The organism is Prevotella sp. oral taxon 313 (genome assembly GCF_003043935.1).
Classification (GTDB): Bacteria; Bacteroidota; Bacteroidia; order Bacteroidales; family Bacteroidaceae; genus Prevotella; species Prevotella jejuni.
On sequence record NZ_PYXE01000001.1, the window covers coordinates 1,503,139 to 1,524,548 of the forward strand.

The 21,410-nt window shown below is 38.8% G+C and carries 15 protein-coding genes and 2 pseudogenes; all 17 read left to right on the forward strand.

The genetic code is table 11. The features are described 5' to 3' along the window. The first annotated feature begins 2 nt into the window (after positions 1–2). A complete protein-coding gene (locus tag AXF23_RS05795; RefSeq protein WP_107624632.1) occupies positions 3–956 on the forward strand; it encodes a PorV/PorQ family protein in 954 nt (317 codons plus the stop codon). Between the two features lie 43 nt (positions 957–999). Further along, positions 1,000–2,577 (forward strand): hypothetical protein, encoded by a 1,578-nt coding sequence (locus tag AXF23_RS05800; RefSeq protein ID WP_107624633.1) that lies wholly within the window; start codon positions 1,000–1,002, stop codon positions 2,575–2,577. 336 nt (positions 2,578–2,913) lie between these two features. Next, entirely contained in the window at positions 2,914–3,627 is a 714-nt protein-coding gene (locus AXF23_RS05805; RefSeq protein WP_107624634.1) for a hypothetical protein, read from the forward strand. Positions 3,628–3,857: 230 nt separating this feature from the next. Next, positions 3,858–4,331 carry an SMI1/KNR4 family protein gene (locus AXF23_RS05810; protein WP_107624635.1) on the forward strand — a complete coding sequence of 158 codons (474 nt, stop codon included), beginning with the start codon at positions 3,858–3,860 and terminating at the stop codon, positions 4,329–4,331. A 116-nt stretch (positions 4,332–4,447) separates the two neighbouring features. Next, the gene (locus AXF23_RS05815; RefSeq protein WP_107624636.1) at positions 4,448–4,897 is read left to right on the forward strand and encodes a hypothetical protein; all 450 of its coding nucleotides are present in this window, start codon (positions 4,448–4,450) and stop codon (positions 4,895–4,897) included. Positions 4,898–5,974: 1,077 nt separating this feature from the next. Further along, entirely contained in the window at positions 5,975–6,556 is a 582-nt protein-coding gene (locus AXF23_RS05825) for a hypothetical protein (protein ID WP_107624638.1), read from the forward strand. Between the two features lie 599 nt (positions 6,557–7,155). Then, a complete protein-coding gene (locus AXF23_RS05830) occupies positions 7,156–7,554 on the forward strand; it encodes a DUF2750 domain-containing protein (RefSeq protein WP_107625810.1) in 399 nt (132 codons plus the stop codon). A gap of 1,222 nt (positions 7,555–8,776) precedes the next feature. Next, positions 8,777–9,175, forward strand: a complete 399-nt coding sequence (tssD, locus tag AXF23_RS05835; protein ID WP_004384141.1) for a type VI secretion system tube protein TssD — start codon at positions 8,777–8,779, stop codon at positions 9,173–9,175. 181 nt (positions 9,176–9,356) lie between these two features. Then, a complete protein-coding gene (locus AXF23_RS05840) occupies positions 9,357–11,189 on the forward strand; it encodes a type VI secretion system Vgr family protein (RefSeq protein WP_107624639.1) in 1,833 nt (610 codons plus the stop codon). Positions 11,190–11,193: 4 nt separating this feature from the next. Beyond that, a complete protein-coding gene (locus tag AXF23_RS05845) occupies positions 11,194–11,967 on the forward strand; it encodes a hypothetical protein (RefSeq protein ID WP_107624640.1) in 774 nt (257 codons plus the stop codon). Positions 11,968–11,976: 9 nt separating this feature from the next. After that, positions 11,977–13,587: a Tle-like phospholipase domain-containing protein gene (locus AXF23_RS05850; protein ID WP_107624641.1), complete on the forward strand. Its 1,611-nt coding sequence runs from the start codon at positions 11,977–11,979 to the stop codon at positions 13,585–13,587. A 14-nt stretch (positions 13,588–13,601) separates the two neighbouring features. Beyond that, positions 13,602–14,423 (forward strand): ankyrin repeat domain-containing protein, encoded by an 822-nt coding sequence (locus AXF23_RS05855; RefSeq protein WP_158267683.1) that lies wholly within the window; start codon positions 13,602–13,604, stop codon positions 14,421–14,423. An 89-nt stretch (positions 14,424–14,512) separates the two neighbouring features. Continuing rightward, positions 14,513–15,788, forward strand: a pseudogene (locus tag AXF23_RS05860) (phage baseplate assembly protein V); the annotation flags it as partial. A 1,770-nt stretch (positions 15,789–17,558) separates the two neighbouring features. Next, positions 17,559–18,185, forward strand: a complete 627-nt coding sequence (locus tag AXF23_RS05865; RefSeq protein WP_233251244.1) for a toxin-antitoxin system YwqK family antitoxin — start codon at positions 17,559–17,561, stop codon at positions 18,183–18,185. A 2-nt stretch (positions 18,186–18,187) separates the two neighbouring features. After that, entirely contained in the window at positions 18,188–18,532 is a 345-nt protein-coding gene (locus AXF23_RS05870) for a DUF4280 domain-containing protein (RefSeq protein WP_107624643.1), read from the forward strand. A 51-nt stretch (positions 18,533–18,583) separates the two neighbouring features. After that, positions 18,584–19,051 (forward strand): annotated as a pseudogene (locus AXF23_RS05875) (phage baseplate assembly protein V); the annotation flags it as partial. Between the two features lie 1,746 nt (positions 19,052–20,797). Further along, positions 20,798–21,322 (forward strand): hypothetical protein, encoded by a 525-nt coding sequence (locus AXF23_RS05880; protein ID WP_308339809.1) that lies wholly within the window; start codon positions 20,798–20,800, stop codon positions 21,320–21,322. Positions 21,323–21,410 lie beyond the last annotated feature (88 nt).

The following is a 21,410-nucleotide window of genomic DNA, read 5'->3' on the forward strand; positions in this document are numbered from 1 at the left end:
GTATGAATACAAAACATATAATTCTCATGGCTTGCGCAGCATTTCTCGGTGCTGCGCAGGCTAATGCCCAGGGACAAGACCTCTCTATTCTGACGGTCAACACCGATGCTAAGACGGCCGCTATGGGTAATGCTTCGGTTGCAGCCGAGGGTATGTACCTATATAACAATCCTGCTGCTTTCTTCGCAACAGATAAGACGTTCACTGCTGATGTGGCTGCTTCTTTTTTTGAAAAGGCTGAGGGTGCTGACGGCACCTTCGGACTTTACGCTGCTACTGCAGGTTATAAGTTTGCTAAACGTCATGCTGTTTTTGCTGGTTTCCGCTATGCTGGAGGCTTGAAGTTAAAGGGCTACGACTTTTCGGGCAATCCAACCAAGGACTATCAGCCCTATAACTGGACAATTGACTTGGGTTACACCTATTTATTAGGTAAGGGTTTCGCAGCATACGCGACGGGAAGTCTTATCTATAGTCACCTATCAAAGAATGCTATGGGTGCTGCTTTCAATGTGGGTGGTTCGTATCAGAATAACGAGTTGACCCTTGCCAACAAACTGGCCAACCTCATGCTCGATGCGAAGGTAGGTGCAATTGGTCCACAACTCGATTATGGTAACAAGCATAAAACAACACTTCCTACCTATTTTGCCGTAGGAGGTGCATTGTCAGTGGATGTTGCTGAGAAGCATCAAGTGGCTGCTGCCTTGTCTTCTCGTTACTTCTTCCAACCTACAGAGGCAAAGCTCTTTATGCTTGGTGGCGGACTTGAATACACCTACGATAAGATGGTTTCTGTACGTGCTGGCTATGAGTATGGTGACCACGACCTTAGTCATGTCACTATGGGAGCAGGCTTCAAGTATCAAGGACTGCGCTTGAACGGAGCATATAATCTGAAGACTGCAAACGCAGGAAGCAGCTATTGCACCATAGGCATTGGTTATGACTTCTAAAAATGACAAACAATACAATTCAACTAACATAAAGTAATAAGATATGAAAAGAACTTTATTCTCAATTTGTGCATTAGTTCTGAGCCTTACGGCATCCGCTCAGATAATAAAGGACACGCCTAAAGGTAAGCTGATTGAAAACCTATACCGCTCAACTAAGTCTTGGGTTAAGAAGGGTTGGACAGGTGTTCAGCAAGGCAGATATGAAGGTTTAGTGTCTAAGATTGTTATCGGAGATGATGGCTGTATTTATATTTATAATCCACTTTCAGGCCTCGACAGTAAGTCATGGTTAAAGCTTGAGAAGCAAGCTGATGGTAAGTATAGAGCAAAGCTACCACAGGCGATACTTACAGACGACCTCGGTGGGGACGATGAAGAAGAGGAAAGTAGCGAGCGTACTATCACCCTTAATCGTATGGTTTCTAATGATGATGGAAAGAGTTACGAGCCTGTTGGTACAACTATGAACTATGTTGATTTCACTTGGGAGAACAATAAACTCGTGATGAAAGGTATGGGTCAGAAGAAGCAAATATGGGCTGCTGCCTATGAAAATAGCTGGCAAAACAACTATGGTGGCGACTGGGCTCTTACGATTGAGCCACTTGGCGAACAGCTAATTACGCCTCCTTCTACAGCTGTGAAGGCTCAGTATATTGTTTCATCTAAGTCTGAACCTTCGCCACGTATTGTTGAAGCGATGACAGATAATAACGATATCTACATCAAGGGGTTGTTCAAGGCTGAGAAACTCGCAAACGTTTGGGTGAGACTAACCAAGCAGGGCGACAAGGCTGTCATGTCTACTAATCAGTATTTGGGTATTACCAAGAAGACAGACTTTAAGAAATACGATAGCGATAAGTCGGAATATCACACCTTTGCCGCAGCTTTCGAGAATGAAACCAAGGCTGCAGATAACCTTGAGTTCAGCATTGATGCAACTGGTAAACTGACTGCTTCTAAGATTCTTAGAACTTCTTTAGGTAGAGCAAGTGATGACAACATTACTGGTGAAGACTATATAGAGAGCTATGAGGGTCTTACCTTGACACCTTACATTCAGAAGGAGGTTGGAGCACCAGCGACACCTGAATACTTCTATTTCACATCTACTCCAGACTACGATAACACTTCTAATGAGATTAAATTAGCGTTCTATGTTAAGAACGCAGATGTTGACGGCAACTATCTCGACCCAGAGAAGATGTACTACAATGTCTATGTAAATGATAGCACAGAACCTTTCAAGTTCAAGAAGAGTGCAAGTCAATACAATTACATGCATGAGGACGAAATGACTAATATTCCTTTCAACTATCAGGACATGAGAAACTATGATTTCAAGGTCAGCGATAACATTCGTATTCTTCACTTCTATGACAGTTCAATCACTACCGCCAAGGTCGTAATGGTTTATGAGGCTGACGGCAAGAAGTATTCAAGCGAACCAATGGTTGCCAAACTTTCTACCGCTGGTATCGAGAGTGCAAACTTCAATAAGGCCACAACAGAAAAGTATTACACCATTGATGGTCGTCAAATTCAGAAGCTTCAGAAGGGTCTGAACATCGTTAAGTCTTCTGATGGAACTACACGCAAGGTGATTGTTAAGTAAGTTGACAAGATAACAAGTTAATTAGATAATAGCATTGTTGGCAAGTGAACGAGGGTTTGTTATAGCTGTTATAACTTATAACTCACTTACTTGCCAACTCTGTTACTACATCTTATCATTACTATACTCGCATGCCATCCATCCTTAACAACCACTTTCTTATATACTCTTTTCGTACATTTCAAATGAAGACAAAACTATAATATGAAGCTTAAGCACAATGATAAGATACAAGTAAGTACCTAACTACTTACCAACAAATATTTAGAAACGAAAGATAATACTAAGGTTACTGACTTAACAAAACTACATAAAGGACAAAAAACATTATAAAGTATGACAAGAGTATCTTGGAAAGAGAATCGAGTCTTGAATATCGAAACACGTAAAGGAGTATTTGTTGTCGGACAGATGCTTAAACATCCTTATATCAGGTTTTACAACATGTTCAGTACAGAAAGTTCCCTTCACAATGTGAATACAATGAAACTATCAGTCTTATTTACCGCAGCTGTCACCAGACAGTACCTCCGCTGTAGCCAGATATCTATATTAAAAGACGCTATACCAGATATTAGAAAGATAGATTCTGACACGTGGATAAACCAATATCCTGGCAGTAGAAAAGTAGTTGCATATCAAGGGGACGACCAAGAAATTAACTGTGTAATATTAGGTCATAAGCCTGGAGGTATGTTAGTAAAGAAAGATTTATGGTGGAGCCCAACACCCGAACAACCACTCCGCACACATATTAGTGGTGTCTTTGATGAGGTTATTTGTGCTGATATTCCATTAGAAGCTAATGACATCATAGACAGATATGAATTAACAGGCATGTGTGTTTTCCCATACACCAATGAACGGTTATATTTATGTTCCTTATATAATAAGAGCGTAGATCCCTATAAGGATTTAGTCTTTAATAGGAGTTTGCCTAAGGAATACAGCTTAGCTATTAAGATTATTTCGGGAGGTTCTGATGACAAACAGCGCAAAGAGATATTAAACACGTACTTTACAGATTCAACAGAACTAAAATTCAAATAGCGACAAGAGCCCCACTTGGTTCGGTTGCAGAGAACAGCTTTGATAAAAGCAGATAGCTTTGTCATGTAACAGCACCCTGTGATAGCGTAATCGACTTGGCTGTGCTACGCGTAATGAAACTCTGGAACAAAGTGTGATGTGTCTATCCAATGATGCAAAACCTACACCCCTCTACCCTACTTTACGAAATTTTCTGACTTACAACAATATTAATTGATAAAGATAAAACTATGGTTTCATTTACAGATAGTAAGTTACTATATGAAGGTAGGACATCTCTACTTTCTGAAAAGGATATAAGACGACAGTTAGGAATAGATTGTGATGAAATGAGAAGTTTTATCCAATTATATCTAACTTACGATGGTGTCTTTTTCCCAATGCAAGCAATGATGTTCAGACACACCTTTTACCCTATTGAAAAAGGTGATTGGGATAAGATAGAAATAGGGTTCTTCTTAAAATTTGAAGATATCATTAAGTATCGGACCCCTCAATTACAAAATGATTCTGAGATGGATTCTTTAGTCAAGACTCACATCCCCTTTGCTGATGATGGGTGTGGTAATGATATTTGGATAGAAGTATCAACAGGAGTTATTAAAGTATTTTATCATGACTATCCAATGGAAGAAGGCTTGATAGAAATAGCTCCTAACTTTGAAGATTTCTGTTCATCATTGGAGAATTGGACACTTAGATAGTTCTTGCTATTAATCGAATTATAACACTTCAACCAATATCAGATAGCACAATCGTGAACTACAAGAACAGTCGGTATATGCAACGAATAACATTACAAATAATAGTTTACTGATTTATGAATAATTATTATGATAACATCTTAATAAAGAGTGCAGAAGAGCAGAAGATAAATTACACTGTTATTCCCAACCTTTCTAATTACATAGGAAATCTAAAAAAACATATCCCCATCATCGGAGAGCGGCTTAAACTTAGTAAATTAAATAATTATAAGTATATAAAAGCCGAGCAAAGAGACGTCTCTTTTGAAGCCATTAATCTTATTAAAGGGTTAATAGAGGCGAGAGTATATCGTAAGGATGATACGATTATATATATTGGAGACAGTTTGACGGAGAATGGATATGAGTTCTACTTGAATGATTTATTAAAGATAATCCCCTTATTAATAGAAGACATACCTCAACATCACTATTTCCTATCTCAAGATTATACGAAGATCATTTATATATCATTTGAGAATGAAATTGAATTTGGCGAGATTTCCAGTAATATTCATGATTAGTAGACATAATAGTAGTCGTTAAGTTACTTTTCAGAAACTTGGTGTACGAGTATTAAAGTAGTGGGGTTACACAGCTACTTAATATTACTTTCGCATACCAACAGTATGTCTTCGATGGATAGCCTACATCTCAAAATGTATTCTGTGACAATAAGACAGGTTCCTACAATAACCCATTCTGGCATAATAAATCAATGACAGATAATTAACATCACCAATATCCTATAAGTTTAACCAGAAATAATTCAACTCAAAATGGATATGTAACAAAAGCTAATCTTCAATATAGTAGAGGTGGTGCAACGCAATACTTTAGAAGATTATAATGAAAAACTAACACCTTATGAAGCCTCAATAGAATTAGAATCAAGCAAATTTAATAGAAGTATATGCAAATAGAAAACATCAAAGTCTGTAATCCTATAACAACACTAATTCAATATTTAGAGAATAAAGGGTTCAGAATAGTCGAATTCAAGATTACTGATTATCATTTTCACGAAGTATATATAAAGATGTTAGGAGAAAGAACTGATGATATAGAAACCATCAATATAAATAATATCCAACGATATTCTGAGCGCACCTTTGTATGTTCTTGCCATTGGTCAACGATTGAACTTGTTTATGATAAAGATACATGTCAATCACCTTAAATCGAGAAGCTCGCTCCAACAGGTTGCTCATAACGCTTTGAATTCCTCTTTTATCAAATTAGGTAAACCTGCTTTTTTCGATTAGTTTATTTATAAAACAGACTGACAAAATCCTGACGTATCAGGTTTCTAAGTAGACATAAGATGGAAAGAACACAAGATGTAAGTTGAAAGATAAATCTTATATCAAATTATGTTTACTATATCCTCATATCCAATCACAAAGTCGGATATAGGACTCTAAGAACTTTCCACGAATGCTTAATACAATAAATGGCAGAAGTGTACGTTATGATTTATGATATCTTCGGTTCTCTATTTGTATGATATTCGATATAAAGGCGTAACGCTTTTAGAGGATTTACAGAAGCTAAAAAACGTTATACTATAAAACAATGATATATTTTTCAACAAATAAAGAATGGGAAAAAGAATACTATCAGTCGAAAGTTATGGCATTTATGTTGCTTGTATAACTTCTTTAAAGAGGTTTCTTACAAGAAAACAAATAAAGAGTAAAAATCTCTTGAAGGTCTTTCAAGACAATAATGACTTATATATTGATTCACTGAAGGAAGGAGTGTGGATTCCTATCTTACCCATTGACTCAATAGATTATGAGATTCTAATAGGTCACGAAGACATTATAAAAGACAATTGGAATGAAGTTTTTACCTATGATGGATTTAATCTAAATGTAGAAGACGATAACGTTTGGATTGGCTCTTTGGGGAGTTTAGCTAATTTTAGAGTAAGTTTATTTAAAGATCCTGCACAGGACTGTTTATCCTATCAGACTTTAGATGGTCAAACACTGTATAAAGGATTTAGAATAAGACTCGGCAAAGGCAAGTATCGTGTGGCTATATCTGGCTATAAAAAAAGAGTTATGTCCGAGAGTACTATTTATGGTTATGGATTTAACTTTGAACCTACTGATACGTTTACGAGTTATAATGACCCACGTGATGATGCACAATACACCTTTAATATGACACCTTAAGACAATCCCAAAATTGGTGTCATGCACAAAGTTATGGCATGTGGCTGAATCAGATACTACGTCTCATCCATTGCAGTAGACTATTATCCGTCTACGGTAACATTGATGAAACAATAATTAGTTCCACGCTCATCTGCAACTATATGAGTTATTCTGTGAAAGCATACCACAGTTAAGCTATTGCTGTTTTGTATGCTGGCTATGATAGCTACAATAACTTGCGTAATCGCAAGACTATTCATGACTACATCCCCTTCCATCGACTAAGTCGGTACATGAACAACGATACGGGACCTCCTATAAACACTTCCGATATGACAACACAAGGATAGATTATTATAAAGCAAAACACTGGTGTAATCTCCAAAATAACTTTACCTTTGCATTATGGGTAAAAGGTTACCGCACTGCTCACACCTTTCAAGCAATCCTTAATGGTAATAAAAGAAACTCTAACAACTATCAACAGTAATAAAGATATCAAGTCAACATTAGAAAGATGTAGCAATTAACGGAGTCAACCGTTTCTAAAGACAAGACATCAAAGTAGTCTACCAAAGTCAAAAACAACCAGAGGCATAGAAATAAACAAAATGATTATGGAAATATCTAAACAAGAAATTGAGGCTGTAATACAATTATCTCCTGAAGAACGTTATGCATATTTCATCAAACGAATATGTGATTGGGAGTGTATATGGACATTATTTGATGACGATTCTATCATTCTAAATGAAGGGAAAAACGGCGACTTATATGTTATTTTGTTCCCATTCAATGATTTTGCATCATATTATATAAACCAAACAAAAGCAATGTCTGGCTCTATATGTAAATGCTTTGAGTTAGCAGAGTTCCTTAATACTACTATCAGGAAACTACAAGTGCATAACATAAACAAGGCGTTAATATTCCCTGTCCCCGATGGATTTGGGCTGAATGTTTCTATAAGCACTCTCATTGATGACATAAATGAAGAATTAGAAAATTACAAGTAAAATGATAAGAACGCACGCATATTCCACCTTACATAGTATCGAGTAGAACTCAATTCTACCATTCTTCTAATTCGCTCATCCCATGAATAAAGTCATGAACGACACCTTGTCTTGCTTTGCTGTCTTTGTTATACGTCATAGAACCACATTATTATTATTTAGTACCATAAAATGTATGACGTTACTACAGATTAAAGAACTTTGAGGAAATCACCATTCATCAGAAACAAATAGAAACTACTATCAACAAATTACGTATTTCATTGAAGGATTAAAGAGAAGAAGAAGAGAAGAAGATGATTATCTTTTACTTTAACCTTAGCACAATTTTGTAAAGATTTATCGCCCACCTCATATCCTATACATGCCCTTCATAGATTAAGAAGAGGGTCTTCTTCATTCAAGAACACGCCCTTCTTGACGCTTGTTAACGCCCTTCTTGCACCTTATTAGGCATCTTCTCCACTACTACTCACAACATACTGATTTAATGCAGATTACAGACGTGAACCATGTATATAACCTTCGTCATTAACACCTACCTTTCACTACATTTTTGTTGAGACTTTTCATACTCATACCGAGTTTCACAGACATACAAATACGGCGGTTTAATTGAGTGGTACAAAGACGGACTATCCATAAATAGAATGTCATATTAAAAGATGATATAATGCCACATGGGAATAAGACTGGTATGGACAATACTAAACAACTATCACCACAGAACTACGAATTACGCTAATTGCACGAAGACAGAGGGGACAGAATGAACAACGCTTTAAATGTTCTCAGACAGAATGACATAATGACAGGAAGAGACTTAAAAGCTCTGAACGATTGGAGATTTTAATATCCTCAGACAGAATGACATAATGACATGGAGTGACCGAAAACTCTTACATAGACAGAAGGACATAATGACAAAGAGTGGATAAGGGGCAGAATGAAGATGGCTTTGAATGTGTATAAGATATTAAACCTTTGTTATTTAATGTTGTATCAATTGCTTTTATGAAATTATATGATTACTTTTGACAACGAAAATGACAACAGATTGCAAATCTTCCTCTTCTTCCAAAGAGCAAGACTGTTTTACAGCCACACGCAGAGGAGACTTCAAAACGTTGTTAGGGGTTTTCTCTTTTTTGTTTCTCATACGTGAGGGAAATTAAGATGACCTCGTTTTCTTATTTTTCTAACTACTTTAAAATTATCTATCATGAGTTCATTTAGAGCAACATTGGAATTAGGTGGCAAGGAGTACGACGTACTCTATTCTAACTACGAGTTCAGTCGCACGACTGACAAGAAGGGTCAGCCTGCATCAAGTATCTCTGGTGGTCGTATCAGCGTCACTATCGAGTCTACTGATGACACTTCTACTATCGAGGCTATGCTCAACAGTCAGTTCAAACCTGTTGAGGGTAAGATCGTTTACAAGAAGAGTGAGGAGGATGCTAAGATGAAGGAGATTTCTTTTAAGAATGCTTACATCGTTCATTACAAGGAGACACTCGACGTAAACAACGAGGCGCCGATGACCATCGCTATGACCTTCTCTGCTGAGAATATCACCGTGGGTAATGCCGAGCTCGACAACCGCTGGCCTCGTTCATAGGTCTAAGAAACTTAAGGACTGTGTCGGGCTACGTGCTTGACATGGTCCTTTTAGCTTTCTATTTAGGTCTCATCGCAGTAGGACATACCTATAAGCTGCTGAGGTCGCCACCTTATTATATATAGGAAACAAATTTTATTAAAACGCTTTTCAGCCTTAATTACCTCAAAAAATATATTCAATGGCAATACCTTTTAATCCCATCTCCATCACTATAGGAAAGGATGGACTTTCTTCTTTCAAATCACTTCGTATCGACCAAAGTACTGGTGCACATCATCATTTTGACCTCACGGTTGACCTTGAGTCGGGGGGCAACAGACAAGTACATAACATCAGTAGCAGTAAAGAGTGGCTCGGCAAGGATATCATAGTGAAGGCTGCGAACAAACCCTTCTTCTGCGGCATAGTGACGAACATTGAGTTGCATCGCGATGGCAGCGACTTCGGGTGTATACAGGTGTCTGGCTACTCCTCTACTTATCGTATGGAGACGGCACCGAGCTGTTACTCATGGAACGACAGGTCGATTGGCGATGTCGTAAAGAGTCTGTGCAGTGATGGTAAGGTGCAGTTGACATTGAATGCAGCGCACAAGAAACAGTTGGATTACATCTGCCAATACGAGGAATCTGACTTCGATTTCGTTCGTCGCCTTGCCTTGCAGTATCAGGAGTGGATGTACTATGATGGTCTGAAACTTGTCTTCGGTAAGCCAAGACGATTGCCAGACCCTATCAAGATGGAATTTGGTACGTCGCTGAGTTCCCTCAATATTGGTCTACAAACATTAGCTCGTCCAGAACAGGTGTTTACGTTCCATTCTGGTGCAAACCGTGAGATGGACCGCAAGACGCCTGATAAGGCTTACGGACACGACAGAATGGCGGGTGATGCGTTCCGTGCTGCGCTTCCCTCCTACCCTAAAGCGGCTCGCCAGTACTCCATACAGCGTGTCAGCTCTATCGATGATCTTGAGAATTATGTACTCCTAAAACAGGCCGCCGAGACAGCTGAAACTCATTACGTCACAGCCGAAAGCCAAGACCCAAGGCTACATGTGGGTTCGGTGATAAGTTTGTATAGTTCTTTCTTAAAGGGAGTTGGCAATCTCTCCCAAGAGAGCTTAGGCGATTTTATCATCATCGAGATGACCCATGAAGTGAGCGAGAGCTGTTATTACAAAAACCGTTTCAAAGCCATTCCTGGTACTGTAATGAGTCTGCCTAACCCAAAGGTTGAAATGCCATTGGCTGAAACACAAATGGCAACCGTGCTCAGCAATGCCGACCCACACGGAGCAGGTCGTGTGCAGGTGCGCATGAATTGGCAAACCGACAACATGCGAACAAGTTGGGTGCGTGTGATGACACCGGATGGTGGCGGCAGCAAAGACGTAAAGAGCAACCGTGGCTTCGTTTTCATCCCAGAGGTAGGCGACCAAGTCCTCCTCGGCTTCCGTCATGGTGACCCCGCAAGACCATACGTCATGGGTAGCCTGTTTAATGGAACAACAGGTGGTGGCGGTGGTCAAGGCAATAACTGCAAAAGCCTCACCAGTCGCCGAGGTAGTTCCTTAAAACTTGATGATTCTGTAGGTAGTGTTACATTGCACGACAAGGGCACCGTAAGCATGAACTTTGACGGTGGCGGAAATTCTACAATCAACGCCAAGTGTAGCCAAGTATTCAATGCAGGGGCAAGTGTCGGTATAAATGTTGGTGCCAAGAAACATCAGCCTGCTTCATCTGCTTTAACTATGGATAGTGATGGTATAATAGACCTTAGCGGTAAAAGTAAAATCACTATAAAAGTTGGTGACAGCACAATAACAATAGATACTACGAGTATTGTTTTGGAGGCGCAGAATATCCATGCCGCAGGAAGCAATCTTAGTCTGTCGGTGATAGGAGGTGGGACTGGTATCTCTATGACAGAAGCTAAAAATCTTGATATTATTGGAACCCCTGTGAACATAAACCAAGGTGATGGAGGAAAGGTAAATATAAAATAGAATTATGGAGCAGAGATATAAAGTCGATACAAGAAATTCTATAGAACTTAAGGGGATAAACATATATCAAGACTCCAAAAGCCAGGAATGGAGTGTCGTACTTGAAAAGAAGGAAGACAGTTACATTGTTGTAATAATGCGGAGTACCCTATACGATTCAGATGCTGAAAAAAATCTGAAATCTCTACTTAATATGGTTGAAGACGTTTATGCACGTATTGCTCTTCGTGTAAGCCGGAATGGAGAAATGATAGTAGATAACAGAACAGAGATTATTAATCATTGGGAGACCATTCAGGAGAACATTATGGCTACTTTCGGGTGCGATGATGAAATGAAGACGTTCTGTGAGAATGTCAGAGAAGGCCTGGATAACATAGACCATTACGTTAAGCGTAATATGATTTTCTTTGTTCTTTTGTCCACATTCAGTAGGAGGGAGGAATTTGAGTTTCTTACAGATTCCTTCCTGTCCGTTGGTGACTCCATAAAGGTGAATATCAAACGTAACGAAAGTGCAGGGGAAAGCGCGGGGAAAGATATTCTTATACATGAAGGAAGGGCAGTCCCAGTTGATTTGCGACAAATGCGTGGAAAGTATGATGATAAAGTGTTTCAATATATAGGTTCTCCATTCGTTTATGATTTTTCATTTATTTCAAGATACGAATATGATAATCAGAAGGGAGGTATGTTTGATAATGCCGTATGCAATATATATGAGCAGATGTCAGATGGTTACTCCTTTAAAAACCGTATAGAATTTATATCTTTATAATAAGGAATAATGGCAAAGGAATATGTTCTGGATGATGATATGGTTGTTTGTACTTCTGGTGCAAGACAAACTACGATTCATGTATCCAGTCAGTACATGGTGAGAAGAGGAAATGGGAAGTTCGTGGCAACAGAAGATGACCGTTTCACAGGTTGCTTTTTGTGCCAGAAGGTAACGGCTATAGGGTCTTCTTATGGTTTTATTGCAGGAGGTATTTTAGGTGCAGTCGTTGGATTGTCATTGACTCCTACGATGGCTGTTACTGGTTTCTTGTCAGGAGCAATTTATGGATTACTGTCAGGAGCAAAGGAGGGAGGCGAAAAAGGGGCTGCTGTGGGTAAGTCTGCAGGAGGGGCTGTTGGAGCGGTCCTTGGAGCAATAGCAGCCCCATTTCCGTTAAAAAAGATTGGTGCAGCTGTGGGAAAAGTCATAGGTCAGATTCAAGGTAGCGTTGCTGGTGGAATTATAGGGGCTGTCTGCAATGGCCTTTACAAGGGGATGGAAGATAGTATGAAGGGGGCAGTTATTGGCGCAGCTGCTCCCCCTGTTGCTGCTGGGCTTTTCGGAGCAATTTTAAATGGATTAAAATGTAGTACTATTACTAATATGATCATGAATGTAATCAATCCTTGTTCTTTGATGACAAAGGGTACTCCTTGGAGTAGTTTACATTACCAAGTTAAGATTGCAGGGAAATATGCCCTGATGCCTGATGCCAAGATAGCATGCCCGTTTGCAGGAGTTATTTCCATTACAAAACCAGACTGGGACATGATGCTTACATGTGTAAAAATGTCATATTGGGTCTATTGTACACCTGATAAGTATCAGGATTATGAGAAGTATGACCCTGAGAATATGGGGTGGCACGAAGTAACACCAGAAGAATTAGAGAGAAAAAGAATAGTAAAAAAGTCTGATGGAATTTATCAGTTACAAGGGTCTAAAGAAAAAATCAAGTATTCTTCTGAAGTATATAATCATAAACAAAGATATTTTTTTACAGATATTGATTATCAAGGATATCAAAAAGGCGATAATGCAAGCATTGATTCTGGTATGAAAATGGGGATGTATGAGAAAGATGGTCATTACATTTTAGTTGCTCGCGGAACCGCTCGGAAGCCAGATTGGGTAGACGACAATCTAAAACAAGGAGTCGGGTTAGGGAGTGATCAGTATGACCAAGTAACAGCTGTTTCTAAAACTACAACAAAGAAAGTTGGTAAACGAAATGTTACTATAACAGGACATTCTATGGGAGGTGGTACCAGCTCGACAGCGGGTATAGCGACTGGTAGTGATACCTATGCTTTTGATCCGGCAGGTGTTCATCCTAATACTGCAAGAAAGTATGGGAAAACACGAATGGATTCATCGAATATTTATACAATTTATGCAGCCACAGACCCATTAAACAATTTACAGAATAATCTTATCCCGATAGCTCCTACATCTGTGGGACAACGCTTGATGCTTAATACCGCTAATAAGCTGAACTTGCCGCATCCTGAAGACTTTATTATAAACGGGCATGCGCTGCCATTACTTATTGAAGAGATAGAGCGGCAGGCGACAATGCATAAAGATGATAAAGATCTCATGGCATTATATAAATAATTCTTAGGTAGTTTATGAAAAAATATATTTTTGCAATTACAATATTGATGTTACTAACAAGCTGTAGTTACATGTTTAAGAAATCATATAAAATAAATGCACCTGAACCACAGTTATATTTCACGACAGGTGAGGAATTAAAGATGGCGACTGCTATCTATGATGGAGATCTTCATTCTATACAATCTATGATTGATAACGGTTTTGATTTGAATCGCATCGGTAGGGGTGGCATGACTTACCTTTATTATGCCATGTTAACGATGAATTACGACACGATGGAATTGTTGTTGAAGAATGGAGCAAATCCTAATATGCATAGCAAATTCTTTACATATCCAGATTTGCATAAGAAAGGACAGAATGATGAACAAAACACAGGGGTTTGCCTTGAATATTCTGGGTATCCTGCTTATGATATCAAATATATGAAACTCTTAATAAAATATGGTGCTAATGTAAATGACACAACCTATATAAACCCTGTGAGTAGTTCTGCTGATGATAAACTCCAAGGAAAAGAAAAAATCAAATATTTGGTTGATCATGGTGCCAACCTAGACTTTAGTCTTACTGGAACATCCCTCATTTGTGGAGAAGCGTCTGCTTATGATTGGGATATGGTTTTATTTCTTTTAAGTCTAGGAGCAGATCCTATGGCAAGTGAGGATTCTGATTTTAATGTTGCCTCTGCTGTGCAGGATTATTATGATGAAGGGTTTGACCTTGATTCTGAGAATGGGAAGATGGCCCAGGAAGTAAAACGAAGACTTGAACAACGAGGGATTAAGTTTCCTTACCATCCTACAAGTCAAACAACTTCATCTGGAAGCTGAAAGTAGTCTTGTGGTGGTTGCATTCTTATAAAATACTTACGGGAGAGAAGCAGGTCTTATCGTTTCTATTAAAATAGTTGTGGTTAATCTTTTCTAACATTGTTACGAATGTGCATCTGCAGCATGGGGACAGTGATTTTAGATGCATTATTGTTTCTGGCTACTCCGCTACATACAGAATGGAGACGGCACCGAGCTGTTATTCATGGAACGATAGGTCGATTGGTGATGTCGTAAAGAGTCTGTGCAGTGATGGTAAGGTGCAGTTGGCATTGAATGCGGCACACAAGAAACTGTTGGATTACATCTGCCAATACGAGGAATCTGACTTCGATTTCGTTCGTCGGCTCGCCTTGCAGTATCAGGAATGGATGTATTATGATGGTCTGAAACTTGTCTTTGGTAAGCCAAGACGATTGCCAGACCCTATCAAGATGGAATTTGGTACGTCACTAAGTTCCCTCAATATTGGTCTACAAACATTAGCTCGTCCAGAACAGGTGTTTACGTTCCATTCTGGTGCAAACCGTGAGATGGACCGCAAGACGCCTGATAAGGCTTACGGACACGACAGAATGGCGGGTGATGCGTTCCGTGCTGCGCTCCCCTCCTATCCCAAAGCGGCTCGCCAGTACTCCATACAGCGTGTCAGCTCTATCGATGATCTTGAGAATTATGTACTCCTAAAACAGGCCGCCGAGACGGCTGAAACCCATTACGTCACAGCCGAAAGCCAGGACCCAAGGTTACACGTGGGTTCGGTGATAAGTTTGTATAGTTCTTTCTTAAAGGGAGTCGGCAATCTCTCCCAAGAGAGCTTAGGCGATTTCATCATCATCGAGATGACCCATGAAGTGAGCGAGAGCTGTTATTACAAAAACCGTTTCAAAGCCATTCCTGGTACTGTAATGAGTCTGCCTAACCCAAAGGTTGAAATGCCTCTGGCTGAAACACAGATGGCAACGGTACTCAGCAATGCCGACCCACATGGAGCAGGTCGTGTGCAGGTGCGCATGAATTGGCAAACTGATAACATGCGAACAAGTTGGGTGCGTGTGATGACACCAGATGGTGGTGGCAGCAAAGACGTAAAGAGCAACCGTGGCTTCGTTTTCATCCCAGAGGTAGGCGACCAAATCCTCCTCGGCTTCCGTCATGGCGACCCCGCCCGCCCATACGTTATGGGTAGCCTGTTTAATGGAACAACAGGTAACGGTGGAGGTTCTAATAATAGTATTAAAAGTCTTAAGACACGTAGTGGTATTTCTGTTATTCTAAATGATGATAATAAGTCACTTGAAATAAAAGATGCAGGTGGTAGTTCCATTCATTTGGATGGAAATGGAAACATCTTGATTAATGCCCCTAAGAACATACAGCTCCATGCTGGTAATGATATGTCCTTAATGGTAGGTCACGACCTACAGGTCAACGTTGGGAACTCACAGACAACGAACATTGGTAATATGCTGCTGACCAATGTGATGCAGAAGATATTGGTAAACACACCTTTCATGCAGCAGCTTGTTGCGGACTTCTTCCACACACAAGCAGGAAAGGCATTGCTCAACTCTCAGAAGCAAATAAAGATTGAGGCTCCAGAGACGAATGTTGTTGGTGAGCAAAGATTATTCATACATAGTGCAGAGAAAGCCATTGTTAATTCACAAGGAACAATGGAAGTAAGGGGGGAGCAGGGCTTAAATGAATTAAATCAAGGTATGAGCTACGAAACGACTGACCCTACCTTAGATTGTGACACTGTTGTCTACTTCAAACCAACATCAGATTATAAGGGGACGTTTGGTTTTGATTGGTACAGAATGGGGGATAGTGGTATCAATGGTGATATTGCATTTGAGAAGAAAGAAAACAATATTGATAAAGGTATCATTGGACAACATTACATGAAAAAAAAGAAAGATGAGAAAGAAGAGAAAGTAACTGCTGATTATGTGTATGTAGATAAGGATGGAAAATATCAGTATTCCGAGTTTGAGACGTTAGAAAGCAGCATTATTCGCCAAAGAAACTGTTATGAACGGAAGGCTATATTATGGTTAAAAAATGAGGAGAATAAGGCTAAAAGTTACGAATATACGTATTTTACTCCGATAATGACCATAATGAACGGAGTGGTAGCAAATTTGAATGCTGTGATAAAGTTTAATCCTGAGAAAAAAGACAGACCTAAAATGATAAAACTGGAATTTGGGGAAGGTTGTAAGAAGTTGAGTGTTTCCCCTTCTACTCTTCCAATAAAAGAAGGTGCAATGCCTATAACTATAACGTGTTCTGGAGAGTTTGATAAGGAACAAGTACTGTTGGTTAAGGCTGACGAAAAAGAATGTGGTAAAATACGGATACTGCCTAATGGAAAGCAACATCAGAAAGAGATAAAGGTTGTCACAATATCTGTTAAAACTAACCTTGAAGCTAAAAAAGGTGAAGCTAAAAATGGAATAATAGCAACAGGCGGTCCTGAACTTTTTGCCAAAACCCTTAAACAAGCTCTTATTACAGTACCCGAAGGGATACAATCCATAGAAGAACTAGATTGTACAGATGAAGAGTTTACCAACGCATATAAAGAAAACTATACAAATGAAAAAGGGGAAGCATGTTATGGAATCAATTATGAGACTTCATGGGAAATGAAGAATACATTGGAACAAACCTTACAAAAGAAGTATGGAAATGTCTATGACGACTATTATAAATTGTTTTTCTTTGCCGATCCGTGCAAAGGCATTAATGGATATGCTTATTATGATAGTAGGCATGCCTGTTTTTTCGATGGTCATAATGCCTCGACGGTTGGGCACGAGGTCTATCATTGCTTTGGCTTAGCCCATACTTTTGATTTCAGAGATTCTAAACGTTGCGAAATTGGTTATAGATACACGAGAACAAACAATATGCTTGACTATAGTCACCATGTGGGTATAGAACGCAATAGTCTTTTTTATTTGCAGTGGATGTATATAAATCCTTATATTGTGTCAGGCAAACCAGAGTCAGACACAAAGAGTAGAGGTAAGGAAAAAGTATTAAAACATAAAAATGCAGGTAAAAAAGAAGAATGATAATTGTTTTTAATCACAATCAAAGAAGATTGTAAAATATTATAGTCAGATGAGAAAGTATATCTTATTTTTTTTAGTATTAACAGCGATGCTTTCATGCGCCGCACAAAATTCAAATAACATGGGGCAAATAGAGAAATTTAATTATGATTATTATAAAAGTAAACTTCACCCTAATACAACGTCGGTAGTTTACACGGAGAAAGACAAGACTGTTGTTAAAGTAGATTTTGACAAAAACTACTATTCTATAGTTCAAATAAAGAATAGATCTTTCTGTAAGGATGTGAAAATTTATCATAAAAATGGTATATTGTGGGAAGAAGGAAAGCGATTCTATTGTTCGAGCATAGAAATCGGCATGTGGCGAGAATATGACAAAGATGGAAAATTAATAAAGGAAACGGATGAAGATAAGAAATTTGAGAGATTAAGGATAAAACCTAAAGATTTACTCCGTTGGATGGAAAGCCAAGGGTGGATAGACTTGTGGAGCGGCAAGGGGCAGCAAAGTAGTTTTTCCAATACTCCATTTCGTATTAGGTTCTCTCCCCATGGTAATGACCATGCCAAATGGTATGTCAGCCGTGTAACAATGTCAGGTACAGAGGAATTTGTTATAGATGCGGAAACAGGAAAGGTTATAAGTCATGAGAATGTCTTAAATGTTGAATAGCAATGCCTAAGATCATAACGCATGGTGCAACTCTGCACTGTACTCTTGGAGTAAAGGAATCCAATTTAATGGTGACAAGCCAAACATTTTGTAGGATAGCTGATACTCTTGTTGGTACAAAAGGTGATAATAAAGGGATGGTAAATATCCCAAGTTTTGGAGTTTGCAAATGTAGTTCTCCGAATCCTCCTTGTACTCCCCAGCCACAAGGCTGGCAGCAAACAACAAAGAAAGACAGTATCAATGGGATGAAAAAGCTGACGGAGCAGTCATTCTGTATGTGTGCTAAAGGAGGAAGAATATCGTTCGTAGACACAGGGAGTAATACTTTTGTTGAAAGTGAATAAAAGTACTCATGCTCTACCTTTATGATGCGTTGTAGATGTCTTTATACCGATAGACTGCGTATGCCATTGGCTGAAACACAAATGGTAACGGTGCTAAGCAATGCCGACCCACATGGAGCAGGTCGTGTACAGGTGCGCATGAATTGGCAAACCGACAACATGCGAACAAGTTGGGTACGTGTGATGACGCCAGATGGTGGTGGCAGCAAAGACGTAAAGAGCAACCGTGGCTTTGTTTTCATCCCAGAGGTAGGCGACCAAGTCCTCCTCGGCTTCCGTCATGGAGACCCTGCCCGCCCCTACGTTATGGGTAGCCTGTTTAATGGTACGACAGGTGGTGGCGGAGGTTCAAATAATAGTATTAAAAGTCTTAAGACACGTAGTGGTATTTCTGTTATCCTGAATGATGATAATAAGTCACTTGCAATAAAAGATGCAGGCGGTAGTTCCATTCATTTGGATGGAAATGGAAATATCTTGCTTAACGCTCCTAAGAACATACAGCTCCATGCTGGTAATGATATGTCCTTAATGGTAGGTCACGACCTACAAGTTAATGTTGGAAACTCTCAAACAACGAACATTGGTAATATGATGCTGACCAATGTAATGCAGAAGATATTGATAAACACTCCATTCATGCAGCAGCTTGTTGCAGACTTCTTCCACACACAAGCAGGAAAGGCATTGCTCAACTCTCAGAATCAAATAAAGATTGAAGCTCCAGAAACGAATGTCGTTGGTGAGCAGGAACTTTTTATACATTCAGCAAACAAAACGGTGGTGAATTCACAAGGTACGATGGAGATGCGTGGAGAGCAGGGTATGCACGAACTGAATACAGCCAAAGAATATGAAACAGTAAAAGAGGAAATAGGAACAAAGGTATGCGTACAGTTCAGGACATCAGAAAGTTATAGCGGCGAGTTCGGCTTTGACTGGGTACGTTTTGCAGACTCGGGGAGAACTGGAGATATAGAGGAAAACCGCTACGACAAGATAATCGGTACTTGTGAGGAGGAAGGTAAAAAATTCAAACAAGATACTGGCAGATATAAGCAGTTCCTATTTGAATATAAGCATCAGTATATAATTCCTTGGAAGAAGAAAGAGGCAGAATCTGCTATGTCAGCAGTTACTTCGGAAGCAACCAGGGATGCTGCTACAAAGAAGCCGGATTATCTCTATGTAGTACCTGTGATGACTTTATTAAAAGATCAATGTGCTGATTTGACCTTGAATATCGATGTTCATAAAAAAGCTCAACGGTCAGAATATGAGTATGATAAGGATTTTTTTACTTTGAATCAAAGTTCTGCACCTATTCTTGATATCGGTCATTATCCATCGGCTGATGACCTTTCTATAACGTGTAATAAGGAGTTTTCGGAAGATAAGGAGATATGTCTTTATGCTTATGACGAACAGGGCAATAAATCGCTGGCAGGTAAATTAATTGTAAAGGCCAATGATGACAAGCATCGGTATGCCTTGGATGTGGTAATGGTTAATGTGAAAACTTGTATTAAGGATGATAATTTATCATCTCCACCCTCTAACCCCTTTCGCAAAATTACTTTGCAGAAATATTTTTCTCAATGTTATATAGATGCCAATATAGAGGAATGTGAGCTTGATTTGACAACTCCAGATCGGAAAGAGGCTTTCCTTGCCTATACTGATAAAGAATTATTAAAAAGGGAAGATTTAAGTAACTTGAAAATATATGATTATTTGACAAGTGTGCTAAATAGTAATTCATATACGGCAAAGTATGCTTCTTATTATAAAATATATTTAATAAATGAGGATGCTGATGGAGATTCGTCTTTATATGGACGTGCCCGTGATATATGCTCTGAGGAAGTAATCGTGTTGGCTCCGGGTCTTGATGATACCACCTGTGCACATGAACTTTTTCATGCTTTAGGGTTATACCATTCGTTTAGTGAGTTAAACCAACACACTTTTGAAAAATATAAAACGGACAATATTATGGACTATTCTGATGTTGGAACAGAAAAAATACCAGTGATAGCCACATGGCAGTTCCAATGGAACATTCTTCATGAGAACTTACCGACGGTAGCACAGTGGAAAATAATGAAGAGAAAGGAAGAAAAGAAGAAGAGAAAAATCAACAAATAACAAAAAAATCACAAGAGGATGGTAAGGCAAATAATGATTTCATTGACAACGCTTATGATAATAAGCAGTTGCAAAGCACAGAATACAGATAGTAATAATATTAAAAAGAATAAGAATATGGAAAGGACAACAGAGAGGTTTGACACATCTACCTATTATATGGAAAGGCAAGGGCATGATTATCAATTTGAGCATTACTTGCGAGGTAAAGTGAGGCAGTTTGGAGGTGATAATGGCTCTGATTTCGTTGAATATGCAAGGAAAGAAAAATCGCTCTTTGGTACTTATAAAGAGTATCATAATAAGACACGGACTCTCAAAAAAGTAGGACAATATTATTATAATGAATTTAATATTGGTATTTGGAAAGTATATGATGAAAATGGCTATTTAATAGAAACAATAGATAAAGATGCCCCTTATAAGAACTATCCATGGGAAAAGGTGGAGAAGTTTGTCAAAGAAGAATTGAAACTGGATTTGTTTGATAAAAAAGTCTCTATCAATCGTTATTTGAGTAAACATAGTAAAATCCCTATATGGCGAATTCGGTGGCAAGTTGGCGTTAAGGTATATACAATTAAAATAAATGCTAATACCGGCAAGATAATTAATCAAGTAGAAGGGGAGGTAGAGAAATAGAACGGGATAGTTTACAGCGTCTTATTGTAAAGAAGTTGTTTCAAGAAAATAATAGTGCTACCTTTAGGGCTTGATGATGCAATCTGTA

What these genes read in the sequence shown, in the direction of transcription:
- AXF23_RS05830 (WP_107625810.1), top strand. Translation starts at nt 7,156, where the DNA reads ATGGAAATATCTAAACAAGAAATTGAGGCTGTAATACAATTATCTCCT.
- AXF23_RS05845 (WP_107624640.1), top strand. Translation starts at nt 11,194, where the DNA reads ATGGAGCAGAGATATAAAGTCGATACAAGAAATTCTATAGAACTTAAG.
- AXF23_RS05865 (WP_233251244.1), top strand. Translation starts at nt 17,559, where the DNA reads ATGAGAAAGTATATCTTATTTTTTTTAGTATTAACAGCGATGCTTTCA.
- AXF23_RS05815 (WP_107624636.1), top strand. Translation starts at nt 4,448, where the DNA reads ATGAATAATTATTATGATAACATCTTAATAAAGAGTGCAGAAGAGCAG.
- tssD (WP_004384141.1), top strand. Translation starts at nt 8,777, where the DNA reads ATGAGTTCATTTAGAGCAACATTGGAATTAGGTGGCAAGGAGTACGAC.
- AXF23_RS05850 (WP_107624641.1), top strand. Translation starts at nt 11,977, where the DNA reads ATGGCAAAGGAATATGTTCTGGATGATGATATGGTTGTTTGTACTTCT.
- AXF23_RS05825 (WP_107624638.1), top strand. Translation starts at nt 5,975, where the DNA reads ATGGGAAAAAGAATACTATCAGTCGAAAGTTATGGCATTTATGTTGCT.
- AXF23_RS05870 (WP_107624643.1), top strand. Translation starts at nt 18,188, where the DNA reads ATGCCTAAGATCATAACGCATGGTGCAACTCTGCACTGTACTCTTGGA.
- AXF23_RS05840 (WP_107624639.1), top strand. Translation starts at nt 9,357, where the DNA reads ATGGCAATACCTTTTAATCCCATCTCCATCACTATAGGAAAGGATGGA.
- AXF23_RS05795 (WP_107624632.1), top strand. Translation starts at nt 3, where the DNA reads ATGAATACAAAACATATAATTCTCATGGCTTGCGCAGCATTTCTCGGT.
- AXF23_RS05800 (WP_107624633.1), top strand. Translation starts at nt 1,000, where the DNA reads ATGAAAAGAACTTTATTCTCAATTTGTGCATTAGTTCTGAGCCTTACG.
- AXF23_RS05810 (WP_107624635.1), top strand. Translation starts at nt 3,858, where the DNA reads ATGGTTTCATTTACAGATAGTAAGTTACTATATGAAGGTAGGACATCT.
- AXF23_RS05855 (WP_158267683.1), top strand. Translation starts at nt 13,602, where the DNA reads ATGAAAAAATATATTTTTGCAATTACAATATTGATGTTACTAACAAGC.
- AXF23_RS05805 (WP_107624634.1), top strand. Translation starts at nt 2,914, where the DNA reads ATGACAAGAGTATCTTGGAAAGAGAATCGAGTCTTGAATATCGAAACA.
- AXF23_RS05880 (WP_308339809.1), top strand. Translation starts at nt 20,798, where the DNA reads ATGGAAAGGACAACAGAGAGGTTTGACACATCTACCTATTATATGGAA.